This is a genomic window from Idiomarina sp. D18, from assembly GCF_057748155.1.
The window spans coordinates 63,593-75,444 of record NZ_CM173240.1 but is presented as its reverse complement, the minus strand read 5'-3'; the positions used below and the strand labels follow the sequence as shown (position 1 = coordinate 75,444).

11 protein-coding genes are annotated in these 11,852 nt (G+C 47.1%); all 11 read right to left on the bottom strand.

All coding sequences use genetic code 11. From position 1 onward, the window contains the following. Positions 1-16: 16 nt before the first annotated feature. Entirely contained in the window at positions 17-1,066 is a 1,050-nt protein-coding gene (gene queA / locus AC3AP5_RS00345) for a tRNA preQ1(34) S-adenosylmethionine ribosyltransferase-isomerase QueA (RefSeq protein ID WP_006954243.1), read from the bottom strand. Between the two features lie 99 nt (positions 1,067-1,165). Beyond that, on the bottom strand, positions 1,166-2,062 hold the full coding sequence (locus AC3AP5_RS00340) for a hypothetical protein (protein WP_286681574.1): 897 nt from the start codon (positions 2,060-2,062) through the stop codon (positions 1,166-1,168). Next, complete coding sequence (locus tag AC3AP5_RS00335; RefSeq protein WP_487326878.1) at positions 2,059-2,685, bottom strand: hypothetical protein; 627 nt, start codon at positions 2,683-2,685, stop codon at positions 2,059-2,061. Before AC3AP5_RS00335 ends, AC3AP5_RS00340 begins: the two co-directional genes overlap by 4 nt. Then, a complete protein-coding gene (locus tag AC3AP5_RS00330; protein WP_006954246.1) occupies positions 2,678-3,229 on the bottom strand; it encodes an RNA polymerase sigma factor in 552 nt (183 codons plus the stop codon). The genes AC3AP5_RS00335 and AC3AP5_RS00330 overlap by 8 nt, the downstream gene beginning before the upstream one ends. A 117-nt stretch (positions 3,230-3,346) precedes the next feature. Further along, complete coding sequence (locus tag AC3AP5_RS00325) at positions 3,347-4,615, bottom strand: inorganic phosphate transporter (RefSeq protein ID WP_006954247.1); 1,269 nt, start codon at positions 4,613-4,615, stop codon at positions 3,347-3,349. A 13-nt stretch (positions 4,616-4,628) separates the two neighbouring features. Continuing rightward, on the bottom strand, positions 4,629-5,309 hold the full coding sequence (locus AC3AP5_RS00320; protein WP_006954248.1) for a TIGR00153 family protein: 681 nt from the start codon (positions 5,307-5,309) through the stop codon (positions 4,629-4,631). 290 nt (positions 5,310-5,599) lie between these two features. After that, entirely contained in the window at positions 5,600-6,382 is a 783-nt protein-coding gene (locus AC3AP5_RS00315; protein WP_272978675.1) for a DUF481 domain-containing protein, read from the bottom strand. A 65-nt stretch (positions 6,383-6,447) separates the two neighbouring features. Beyond that, a complete protein-coding gene (gene fba, locus AC3AP5_RS00310; RefSeq protein WP_006954250.1) occupies positions 6,448-7,512 on the bottom strand; it encodes a class II fructose-bisphosphate aldolase in 1,065 nt (354 codons plus the stop codon). 28 nt (positions 7,513-7,540) lie between these two features. Next, the gene (locus AC3AP5_RS00305) at positions 7,541-8,722 is read right to left on the bottom strand and encodes a phosphoglycerate kinase (RefSeq protein WP_487326877.1); all 1,182 of its coding nucleotides are present in this window, start codon (positions 8,720-8,722) and stop codon (positions 7,541-7,543) included. Between the two features lie 32 nt (positions 8,723-8,754). Beyond that, positions 8,755-9,765, bottom strand: a complete 1,011-nt coding sequence (gene epd, locus AC3AP5_RS00300) for an erythrose-4-phosphate dehydrogenase (protein ID WP_487326876.1) — start codon at positions 9,763-9,765, stop codon at positions 8,755-8,757. A 12-nt stretch (positions 9,766-9,777) separates the two neighbouring features. Continuing rightward, on the bottom strand, positions 9,778-11,763 hold the full coding sequence (gene tkt, locus AC3AP5_RS00295) for a transketolase (RefSeq protein WP_487326875.1): 1,986 nt from the start codon (positions 11,761-11,763) through the stop codon (positions 9,778-9,780). Between the last annotated feature and the right edge of the window lie 89 nt (positions 11,764-11,852).

Below are 11,852 nucleotides of genomic sequence, written 5' to 3'. Positions count from 1 at the left end.
ACTACAGTCTCAATTCTTATCGTAAAATTAGCATCGAATCGCCATAACTAAAAAAGCGATATTTTTCATCAATCGCCTGTTGATAGGCGTTCATAATCAATTCTTTACCGGCAAATGCGGATACCAACATAATCAAGGTGGATTCAGGTAGATGAAAGTTTGTTACCAAGCCATCAATGACCTTAAATTCATAACCGGGATAAATAAAGATATCCGTATCATCAAAAAATGGAGCAATAAGTTCGTCAGTAGCCTGCGCCGCCGACTCAAGTGAACGCACCGACGTGGTTCCTACAGCAATTACACGTTTGCCCGCTTGCTTCACCTTTTTAATTTGCTCGCATACCTTCGTATCGACTTTGGCATATTCGCTATGCATAACGTGTTCTTCAATCGAATCGACACGCACAGGTTGGAACGTTCCGGCTCCAACATGCAAAGTTACATAACCGAATTCGACGCCTTTATCCTTAAGCTGCTGCAAAATGGCGTCATCGAAGTGCAGTCCAGCCGTTGGAGCAGCCACTGCACCTGGCTCTCGGTTATAAACGGTTTGATAACGCTCTTTGTCAGATTCTTCGTCCGGACGATCGATATAGGGTGGGAGGGGCATATGGCCATGTGCTTCGAGTAACTCAAGAACGGTCTCCTGATGATTAAACTCAAGCTCAAACAACGCATCATGGCGTGCCAACATCGTTGCTTTTACCGCTCCTTCGAGTAAAAACTCGGCACCTGGCTTAGGTGCGCGATTGGCTCTTACATGCGCTAAAACCCGACTGTCATCTAACATGCGCTCAACAAGCACTTCAACTTTGCCACCCGATGTCTTCTCTCCCAATAAACGGGCAGGGATGACGCGAGTGTCGTTGAATACGAGTAAATCACCCGCTTCCAGTTGATCCACAATATCCGTGAATTGACCGTGTTCAATACGGTTTTGTTGAGCTAAAACTCGCAACATACGACTTGCTGTACGTTGTTGCTGAGGATATCGAGCAATAAGTTCGTCGGGTAAGTCAAAGCTAAAGTCGCTGACTTTTAAACCCTCTGACGCATATGACATGTTCCGTAAAATCCGCTGTTTCTATCAAGTGCGCGAATTTTACTCGAAACAGGGCAGCCTGTCACGGCTGCCGCATAGGAGAATAGAACACAGAGCCGACTAAAATTTATATTTCTGTGCCTGTTCTAGTAAATCAGCAGGCTCACTTTCACATGCATTGATCGCTGATTTTTCAAAAACATAAATATTGTCTAAACGCTTTTTGTCACTAACAGACGCATCACGAATGACCAAACTCACCTGTTCGCTGTCTGGTAGAGACTTCAGTGTAATACCGTAATCACATAAAACGCGAGTGAAAACCTGCTCGATAGCTTCAATACTTTTCTCTTGCGTGAGCAGTCTCTCTTTTTGCACCTTTTCTTGCTTTGCTTTTAGCGTTTTTTTCATTTCGTTCAGCTCGATATCAAGCTGCTTTTGTTGAGCTTTGAGCTCAGCTAAGCGCGCCTCAAGTTCCTCCTTGTGCGTCTTCATCTCAGCTTTTGACGCTTTATCCTGCACATCACGCTGAAACTCAATGTCTCGAAGCTCTCGATTCAAGTCGCGCACTTCCCAAGCAAGTTCTCGCTTTTGTTCAACGAGCTCAAACCACTCATCTGAATATTCGCCACTAAACTGACTTAATACGCGGTGTGCCGTGCGTAGACCTTCTTCAACGACCCGATCCAGCTGGAGATCCTTAGCAAAACCACTCATCTCCGGCATTTCCGGCGGCATAGGTGGTTCTGGTACGTCCGGGGCTACAATACGCCATGGCATGCGTGCTGAACGAACAAAAAACACCACACCCTGGCCTCTAAGATAAGTGAACTCGACATCGTCCAGTCGTGAACTCTCTGTGCCGTCTTGTTGCTTAGCCGCCGTCGTCAAAATATCTTTGAAAATTTCAATTTGATTCTTCAGTCCTTGATGATCAGCTTCTTGTGCAATGCTCGCGGTCGCAGGCAACATCAGTGCACTGGCGATACTGAGCGATAATAACCAACGTTTCATCATTGATTCTCCTCTTTTAATAGAATCGGTTGCTGCGCAACTTGGCGCAATTGCGCGGTATAGAAATTTAAATCCTCACTGCGCGTTTCATTCATGTACTCAACTAATTGACTCATATCGTCTTTTCGCTCGGCACGATTCGTTGCCATTATATAAGTTGCGAGCTGGGCGGTTGACGTTGATAATTGCTCTCTAAAATTAGCTCGCAGCGCCTTTTCCTGCTTAGCTAATGCAATATTCTGTTGCTGTTCAAATACACTGAGCTTTTGCTCCACCACAGCAGCTACGCGTTCATCAAACTGTTCCGTTAGTTGCTGTTTAACCACAAGCACAGACACCATCGCAAGTGCAGCACAGGAGAGCGCAAACGCGGCAAAGCTCCACGGATTCGCCCAGCGGTTTACTCTTGGCTGTGGACCTGTTCCCTGGCGATTCCAATCAGGTACGCGTTCACCTTGGTAGCCGTCGGCTTGCTGTTGCATCCAGCGAATCGACTGCATGCGTTTATGTAATTCGGGTGCATGAGCAGCTAACTGCTCCGCTAGCTCTAGTTCAGCCGACTTTGATAGGTGCCCATCTAGCCATTGCTCGAACTGTAATTCGTAATTCGATTCGTAGTTAGCCATTAATTACCTCCAGCTCACGCTTTAACTTCTCGACTCCGCTATACAGCCGTGACTTAATCGTATTTTCTGACTCTTGCAACTGCGTTGCGATAGCGCGTGTCGTAAGATGTTGAAAAAACTTCAGTTCAACTACCATGCGTTGCGCTAATGGTAGCGCTCTAATCGCTTTGACCAACGCAGCTTCTTGTTGTTGATCACTCAGCTCCGGTTCTGGCTGACCAAAAGTAGACTCGTCTATCAGATCCGTTTGTAGCTCATTGTCTAGCACATCAATGTGCCTACGGCGGTAGAACTCAACGCATCGACGATGAGCAATGGTCATTAACCACGGCTTAAATTTATCATCTTGATTCCAGTCTTTAAGACTTCGAAAAACGCTACTAAAGGTGTCTTGAAGTAAATCAAATGCGTCATCGGGACTCGGCAACATGCGTACGCCGTAGTGATAGACCAGCTTCTCGTATCGCTTTACCAAGTCGACCCACGCGGATTGATTACCTTTGAGCGCTTGACTGACGAGCTTTTTATCGCTTTTTTTAAACACTCGTGCTTCCATTGCTTTTGGTTTAGTAATTAAGTCGATAGTGGCTGGAAAAAAGTTTTAATGAAAGCAAAAAAAAAGCTCGCGGCTAAGCGAGCTTCTTTTCAGGAACACGAGGAGTTAAGCGGCAAAGATGCCTTTTAACATGTAGAAGAACATGATGGACATAATCGCACCGGCGGGTAAAGTCACCACCCAAGAAACCACGATGTTACGTACAACACCTAGGTTCAATGCAGCGATACCACGCGCCATACCTACACCCAACACGGCACCGACGAGGGTTTGGGTCGTCGAAATTGGTAAGCCTGTGCCTGACGCCAGCACGACCGTCGAAGCCGCCGCCAATTCTGCAGCAAAACCGCGACTTGGCGTGAGGTGTGTAATGCCTTTACCGATGGTCGCAATTACACGTTTACCCAGCATCGCAAGACCTGCAACAATACCGAATGCACCAAGTGGCAAGATCCACCATGCAAGCTGTGCTTTGCTCGCAATTTCACCACCACTTGAGACAACACTTACAACCGCTGCAAGAGGTCCAATGGCGTTAGCAACATCGTTTGAACCATGAGCAAATGCCATCGCACAGGCTGTTACAACCATAAGCACCGCAAACACTTTCTCCACATTGGTGTAGTGCATATCTTTATCGGCCGACTCTTTAAACTTCAGGCGTCCAATCGCAACTTTACCAATGAAGAAGACTACGATCGCTATACCAATCGCCCATGCAAAACCTTCAGCCGTACCCATACCGAGTCCAACGTGCTTAAGACCCTTTTTGATGGTTACCAGTGATAGGACAAACCCAGCTAAAGCCATGTAAAAAGGTACATATCGTTTAGCGCGCTTGAGGGGATCCTCTTGGTCAAAAATAAGCTTCTGCGCACTCATAAAGATCAAATACGCAATAAAGCCGGATATCGCGGGTGTAATAACCCAACTACCGACAATTCCTCCAACTTTACCCCAAGAAACAGCGTCAACACTAACGCCAACGGCAGCAAAACCAACGATAGCACCAACGATTGAGTGGGTTGTCGATACTGGCCAGCCAAGAAACGAGGCGATTAGGAGCCAAACACCGGCAGCTAATAGCGCCGAGATCATACCGAAGACAAGGAGCTCGGGCTGGTCGACAAAGTAGGCTGAGTCAATAATACCTTTACGTATCGTTGAGGTCACTTCGCCACCGGCTAGGTAGGCACCTGCGAACTCGAAAATCATCGCGATGAGGATAGCTTGTTTAATCGTAAGCGCTTTAGAACCGACTGAAGTTCCCATTGCGTTTGCAACGTCATTAGCGCCCACACCCCATGCCATGAAAAAACCGAACACGCCGGCCATGACAATCAGAATTAAGCCGTAAGAACTGATAATATCCATTGATAGCTCCCGTTTAGACTCGCGCTAACATCAATTCGAAGCGTGCGCCTACACGTTCAGACAGGTCGGCTAAGTCACCTACCCAATCGAGAATACGATACAAAAACATTGCATCGAGCGGATTCATGTCGTTTTCAACTTGACGGAATTGCTGACGTAATTTGACCTGCAACTCATCAGTATCCGCTTCAATTTCGTCGAGCTCTTTAATGAAATTATCAACTAAAGTACGCTCACGTCCGCGGAAACCAGTTTCCAAAAGGTCATCGAATTCACCAATGGTGTCACGTGCTTTTGCAACCGCATCAATACACCGGTTTAGATAGCTGTTAAAGCCCTCAACCAAATGTGCAGGAATTTGTAATTGGCGCCCTGTGATAAGGCCAGAGATATCTTTCGCTTTGTTAGCGATACGATCTTGCTGAGAAACTAACTCTAGTAGGTCAGTCCGCTCAACGGGCATGAAAAGTCCGCCGGGGAGGTTCAAACGGATATCACGTTTTAGCTTATCCGCCGCTTGTTCAAGCGTTACAATACGTTTACGCTGTTCTTCAGCAGCGTCCCAGTCGCCCTTATAAACCGCTTGAAAGAAGTCTTTCAATGACTCCGCACAACGATGTACTTCATCGATATGTTCAATCATCGGTTTAATAGGTGACTTTGCGAATACACCTAAAAACGAATTTACAGACATAACAGGTCCTTGGATTTTAGCCGATGTTAGCTGGCGCGAATAGTAACTAAATCGCCCCCTAAATAAAACCGCTAACAACCGATATAACCTTGATTTAAGCAGACGTTGAATAGAGAACTATTCAATCGCCCGATTATGCTGAGCAACGATACTGTCTACTCACCTAGTCTCCAAAGTAGACTAATTATCGTTATGTGGAAAATATACTACAAAAATATGACACAAATATGACAAAGCCTCTTCCAGTAAAACTGAAAGAGGCTTTTTTTATATTAATCGGCTGAACGAGTTTAGAACGTATAAACAACAGTTACCGCGGTCTCAGTGTCGAGGTTTTCAATGTCTTCATTCGCAACTTCAGAGTTGTGAGTGCCCGATACCGACACTTTTAACGCCAACGATGAGTTGATATTGGAAGAAATTGATACTTCAGCTCGGCTTTTCGTGTTTTCTTCACCAATTTCAGAGGAAACTAATGCATTAAAACGCGAGTTTTCTGAAATATCCCACGTCATACTGCCCGCTAAACGTAAGATTGCTGAACCTTCAGCTTCTAGTGGGTTTCGATTTTCATCAACCGGCTTCACACGAGAATAACCCGGACCGACTTCATAGTCAGCGTACAGATTTTCGCTGTAGCGATAGCGTGCTCCGTAACCGATAGCTAATGTGCTCTGATACTCATAGCCACTGTATACATCTTCTTCATAGGAGCCGAAGATGAACAATGATGACTTACTGTTTGGCTCAAACTTATAGTTTGATTGCGCCGATAAAAACAAGCGATCTGCTGTCTCGGTTGTTTCACCCGTGTCTTGGTTTTCTTGTTCTGCTGTGTAGTAATCCAAAACACCTTTGTGGCGCCAGTTCCTGATATCCTTTGCGACATTTAGTTTGGCCTTTAAGCTTTCCGTTTCGGTATTACCCGTCGTGAATAACAGACCAAACTCGGCACTTGCTTCCCAAGCCTCTTCCGTTGTCGTATCCATATCCTCGGCATCATCAAACATAAACGTTTGAGCCTGCACACCAAATGGTAGAAGTATACTTGCTACTAATACTGATAAACGCACATTAACCCCACTTTGCATGCGAGCCGGCGCGCCGGCTCGTTCATGAGCATCCGCTCTACTTTACGTTACTTAATGACAGCCTTCAAACTGCCCGCCTCGTACAATTGAAACATTTTTTCCAATGTAATGGGCTTGATTTTGTCTGCTTGACCTTCACAACCAAAAGCTAAGTACCGATCTTCACAGATCTTTTGCATCGCGTCGGTAGCCGCTTGCAAATACTTGCGCGGGTCAAAATTACTTGGATTTTCAGCCAAGTGACGACGCACTGCGCCTGTTGAAGCTAAGCGAAGATCCGTATCAATGTTGACCTTACGAACACCGTTTTTGATACCTTCTTTAATTTGCTCAACCGGCACACCATAGGTTTCTGGTATTTCACCACCAAATTCATTGATGATTTTCAGCCAGTCCTGCGGTACAGAAGATGAACCGTGCATTACAAGGTGCGTATTAGGAATACGACGGTGAATCTCTTTAATACGGTCAATCGATAAGATGTCACCCGTAGGCGGGCGAGTAAACTTATATGCGCCGTGTGACGTTCCACATGCGATGGCTAACGCATCAACATCCGTCGCAGCAACAAAAGCCGCCGCCTCTTCAGGATCCGTCAACAATTGGTCATGTGACAGTTTACCTTCAGCGCCGACACCATCTTCTTCACCAGCTTCTCCTGTTTCAAGCGAACCGAGGCAGCCCAATTCACCTTCGACTGATACCCCACACGCATGCGCCATCTCAACGGTTTGCTTAGTAACACGCACGTTATAATCGTAATCCGCTGGCGTTTTACCGTCGTCAAGCAATGAGCCGTCCATCATGACCGAGCTGAAGCCCAACTGAATTGATCGCTGACACACCGCCGGTGACGTACCGTGGTCTTGGTGGACAACCACTGGAATATGAGGCCACTCTTCAACAGCCGATTCTATTAAGTGACGCAAAAAAGGAGCACCGGCATACTTCCGAGCCCCTGCTGAGGCTTGTACAATGACCGGGCTATTGGTTTTATCAGCTGCCTGCATGATCGCGCGCATTTGTTCTAGGTTGTTTACGTTAAAAGCAGGAACGCCGTATCCATTCTCTGCTGCGTGATCAAGTACTTGTCTTAGTGACACAATGGCCATGTAATTCTCCTTAGTTTTCGGCGTGCATTTATGCGTCTTGTGCGCGCTGTTCTAAAATTTCTACCGCGGGTAACTTTTTGCCTTCTAAAAATTCAAGAAATGCGCCTCCACCCGTTGATATATAACTTATCTTATCAGCGATATTAAACTGATCAATCGCAGCGAGCGTATCCCCGCCGCCAGCAATTGAAAAAGCCTCACTGTTGGCTATTGCATTCGCCATTGATTCGGTGCCTTTACTAAATGCCTCAAATTCAAAGACCCCAACTGGACCGTTCCATACGATAGTACCAGCTGCTTTCAGTTTCTCTGCCAGCATTTCTGATGTTTTAGGCCCAACATCAAATACCATATCTGAATCCTTGATCGATTCAACCGCTTTGGTCTCTGCTACTGTATCGGCGCTGAACGCCTGTCCCGTCACAACATCAACAGGCAACGGAATTTCTGCATTCTTTGCTTTGGCGGCCGCCATCAGACGTTGTGCTTCAGGTACTAACTCTTTCTCGTACAAAGACTTTCCGACATTGTGCCCTTGGGCTGCGATAAAGGTGTTTGCAATACCGCCACCGACGATGAGTTGATCGACAACCGTCGAAAGCGATTCCAACACAGTAAGCTTTGTCGAAACCTTAGAACCGCCAACAATCGCGACCAACGGGCGTTTAGGGTTATCAAGTGCTTTACCGAGCGCATCAAGCTCTGCAGCAAGCAGCGGTCCGGCGCACGCCACAGGCGCATATTTTGCGACGCCATGTGTTGAGGCTTGCGCACGGTGTGCTGTACCGAAGGCATCCATTACAAACACATCACATAAGTTTGCCAATTGCTGAGCTAAAACATCATCGTTCTTTTTCTCGCCCTTGTTGAAACGTACATTTTCAAACACCACCACTTGTCCCTGCGCGACATCGATACCATCAAGGTATTCCTTCGCTAAAGAAACCGGTTGCTCGAGTGCGTCGTTCAAGTAATCTGCTACAGGTGCCATCGAATATTGTTCTTCATACTCGCCCTCTGTCGGACGACCGAGGTGCGACATCACCATCACTTTAGCACCCCTTTCGAGTGCTAATTTAATCGTGGGTAGTGCTGCTCTTAAGCGCGCATCCGAGGTGATCTTTCCATCTTTTACCGGAACATTTAAATCTTCCCGTATCAATACGCGCTTGTTTTGTAAGTCCAAATCAGTCATCGCTATGACAGACATTGAATCCCCTTACTCAGTTGAGTTTTATATAATTATTGCTGTGTCATTAATTCAGTCGTTTCTAACAAACGGTTAGCGAAACCCCATTCGTTGTCGCACCAACATAATAGTTTTACCAATCGACGATGACTCACACGCGTCTGAGTTCCATCAACAATGCAAGAGTGCGGGTCATGGTTAAAATCAATCGACACCAAAGGCTCTTCAGTATAGTCGAGTATTGCTCGTAACCCTTTGGAAGCTGCATTTTTTATCAATCGGTTAACTTGTTCACCATCGACATCGGTTTGTAGCGTGACGCTTAAATCCATCGCTGTCACATTTGTAGTTGGAACACGTACCGCGATCGCCTCAAAGCGACCGTGTAAATGAGGCAATATGCGTTCAATCCCGCGTGCTAGCTTTGTATCGACAGGGATAATTGACCGTCCCGCCGCTCGTGTGCGCCTTAAATCAGGATGATAAGCATCGATGACTTGCTGATCATGCATTGCCGAGTGGATCGTAGTGACCGCACCTGATTCAATGCCAAAAGCGTCGTCGAGTAATTTGATCACCGGTACAATGCAGTTCGTTGTACAAGAGCCATTCGATACGATGCGATGCTCAGGCAATAATACATCTTGGTTGACCCCAAAAATGATAGTCGCATCCATATCAGGCGTACCGGGTTGCGAGAACAACACCCGACTCACACCCGCGTTTAAGTAGCGCTCTCCGTCTGCATGGCTGCCAAACACACCCGTACAGTCAACAACGATATCAACGCCGTAAGCTTGCCATTCAACGCGCTCAATTTCGGTTTCGTGGCTCAACTTAATCGTATCGCCGGCAACGGTAAGATCGTCATCAGACAACGTGACTGGAAATTGAAATCGACCGTGAGACGAATCGTACTTCAACAAGTGCGCCATCGACTCCGATGGCGCGGGCTCGTTCACCAAGACAATACTAAAGCGTTGCTGCCAGCCGCGCTCATAGAACGAGCGTAGAAAACTACGCCCGATCCTGCCGAAACCGTTTATTGCGATTCTCTTCGTCAATTCAAACCTCGTTTAGCTCGCCGCGCGAACAACCGCTTCCACGGTAATATCAAAGTGCTCAAAAAGTGCTTTAGCCGGAGCTGACTCACCAAACGAGTTCATACCAATCACAGTGCCGTCTAAGCCAACGTATTTACGCCAATAATCAGCAATACCGGCTTCAACTGCAACGCGCTTACGCACTGCTGAAGGTAATACGTGCTCGCGGTATTCGGCGTCCTGCTCATCAAATACATCCGTGGATGGCATCGAAACAACACGGACATTCATACCTTTTGCAGCCAATTGCTCATGTGCTGCAACTGCTAAGTCGACCTCAGAACCCGTCGCAATCAAAATACAGTCTGGTGTGCCATCACACTCTTTCAGGATATAACCACCGCGGCTAATGTTATTCAGTTGCTCGGCATCACGTGTTTGCTGCTGCATGCCCTGACGGCTAAACACCAACGCCGTTGGTTTATCGTTGCTTTGCAACGCACTGCGCCACGCAACCGCGGTTTCGACTGCATCACACGGGCGCCAGCAATTGAGGTTAGGTGTTAAGCGCAGATTAGCCAATTGCTCAACAGGCTGGTGAGTCGGTCCGTCTTCGCCTAAACCGATTGAGTCGTGGGTGTAAACAAAAATCGAGGGCTGCTTCATTAAGGCGGCCATACGCACTGCGTTGCGCGCATATTCCATAAACATTAAGAAGGTTGCACCGTAAGGCTTGAAGCCACCATGCAGCGTAATTCCATTCATTATCGCCGACATCGCAAACTCACGCACCCCGTAAAACACATAGTTTCCGCTCGCGTCGTCAGCTGTTACGCCTTTAGCGCCTTGCCATAAGGTTAGATTAGACCCTGCTAAGTCAGCCGAACCACCGAGCAGTTCAGGTAGCTTTGGACCCACCTCATTCAATACATTTAACGACGCTTTGCGTGTTGCGAGGTTTTCAGGGTTCGCTTGCAATTGTTCAATGTAAGCCTGCAACTCGTTTTCAAAATCGCCAGGCAACTCACCCGCTAAGCGACGTTTAAGCTCTGCAGCAAGTTCTGGGTAAGCTTGTTCATAAGCAGTCCAATGCTTATTCCACGAGGCCTCAATCGCATCACCCTTGTCTTTTGCATCCCACGCTTGATACACATCCTGTGGGACTTCGAAGCGATCATACGACCAATTCAATTGCTTGCGAGCGAGTGCAATTTCGTCATCACCTAATGGCGCGCCGTGGCAACTTTCTTGCCCTTGCTTATTAGGCGAACCAAAACCAATAACGGTTTTACAAATAATTAATGTCGGGCGCTGCGTTTCGCTACGTGCGCTTTCAATCGCCTGTTTAATGGCATCGGCATCATGCCCATCAACATCACGGATCACGTGCCAGTTATATGATTCGAAACGTTGTGCAGTATCGTCTGTAAACCAGCCTTCGACTTCACCATCAATCGAGATACCGTTATCGTCGTAAAATGCGATGAGCTTGCCTAAGCCAAGTGTACCTGCCAATGAGCAAGCCTCATGAGAAATGCCTTCCATCAAGCAACCATCGCCCAAAAAGGTATAGGTGAAGTGGTCAACTACATTATGTTCATCACGGTTAAACTGTGCCGCCAGAGTTTTTTCCGCTAACGCCATACCGACAGCATTTGCGATGCCTTGACCTAAAGGTCCTGTCGTTGTCTCGATACCCGGCGTATAACCATACTCTGGATGGCCAGGGGTTTTCGAATGTAACTGACGGAATTGCTTAATGTCGTCAATGCTAAGGTCGTAACCTGTTAAATGAAGCAACGAGTAGATGAGCATCGAGCCATGACCGTTGGACAGCACAAAGCGGTCGCGGTCGGCCCAACTGGGGTTATTTGGGTTGTGCTTTAAATAATCTCGCCATAATACTTCAGCGATATCTGCCATGCCCATTGGCGCCCCAGGGTGACCTGAGTTGGCTTGTTGGACGGCATCCATACTTAGAGCACGGATAGCGTTGGCGAGATGACGACGTTCAGACATGAAAAACCCCCGATTGGTGACACGCAATTAGATGAACCATAGTTGGTGCGCGTATTGTCCACAATTCGGGGGCTTCAAGCAAATTTATG